This window comes from Curtobacterium sp. MCBA15_005 (genome assembly GCF_001864855.1).
Taxonomy (GTDB): Bacteria; Actinomycetota; Actinomycetes; order Actinomycetales; family Microbacteriaceae; genus Curtobacterium; species Curtobacterium flaccumfaciens.
The window spans coordinates 3,119-4,301 of record NZ_MJGL01000024.1; the positions used below are offsets into that span (position 1 = coordinate 3,119).

Annotated in this window: 1 protein-coding gene; it reads left to right on the top strand. The window is 70.0% G+C overall.

The window, feature by feature from the left end; translation table 11 throughout:
* Nucleotides 1-998, top strand: a 998-nt coding sequence (locus BIU89_RS11720; protein ID WP_071246736.1) for a Gfo/Idh/MocA family protein, incomplete at its 5' end; no start/stop codon positions are given.
* Nucleotides 999-1,183: the final 185 nt, after the last annotated feature.

Genomic DNA, 1,183 nt, shown 5'->3' on the forward strand with positions numbered 1-1,183 from the left:
ACGAGGTCCTCGCCGACCCGGCGGTCGACGTCGTGTCGATCTGTTCGCCGAACTTCCTGCACCGCGAGATGGCCGTCGCCGCGGCCGAGGCGGGCAAGCCGTTCTGGATCGAGAAGCCGATGGGACGGTACGCCAGCGACTCGCGCTCCATCCACCAGGCGGTGCAGCGTGCCGGAGTCATCACGAGCGTCGGCTTCAACTACCGGCACGCCCCGGCGATCGAGCGCGCCCGTGAACTCGTCCGCAGCGGACGGCTCGGCCGGATCACGAACGTGCGCGGCTCGTTGCTCGCCGACTACTCGTCCGACCCGGCGGCCCCGCTGACCTGGCGCTTCGAGCGTGAGCGTGCCGGATCGGGTGTGCTCGGCGACCTGCTGTCGCACGGCCTCGACCTGGCGCAGTACGTGGTCGGACGGATCGCGTCGGTCAGTGCGCTCGCCGAGACGTTCATCGAGTCACGGCCCCGCCCGGCTGCCGGCATCGTCGACCGCAGCGCCGCAGCGACCGGCGAGCTCGGTGCAGTCGAGAACGAGGACTACGCCGCGCTGCTGTTCCGGTTCGAGGACGGTGCGGTCGGCACGATGGACTCGAGTCGGGTCATGCGTGGGCCGCACGCCGAGTACACGCTCGAGATCTACGGCACCCGCGGTTCGGTCCGGTGGGATTTCCAGCGCCTCAACGAGCTCGAGGTGTACCTGGACGGCCAGGAGGTCGACGGGTACGCGATGCACTACGTCGCTCCCGGAGACGGGGAGTTCGGGCGGTTCCAGCCGGGCGCCGGCACGGCGATGGGCTACGACGACCTGAAGACGATCGAGGCGGCGCAGTTCATCGCGAGCGTGCAGCGCGGGGAGCAGCTCGCGCCCTCGGTCGCCGACGGGCTGGCTGCCGCGTCGATCGTCGAGGCCGCGGAGGCCTCGCTGGTCGACGGCTCGTGGCACGACGTCGCACCGGTCGACGGGCCGCTGACGTACGGGGCGCCGACGCCGAAGTTGTAGACACTCGGTTGTCCTGGCTTGCTAGTATGTAAGGACAAAGTCCGAGCAACCAGGAGGCACCATGCCGCTCGTCCGTATCGACCTCGCCATGGCCGCACGCCGGAGGCCGTCCGTGGCATCGCCGACGCCATCCACCAGGCCATCGTCGACGTGTACGGGATCCCGGTGCGGGACCGGTTCCAGGT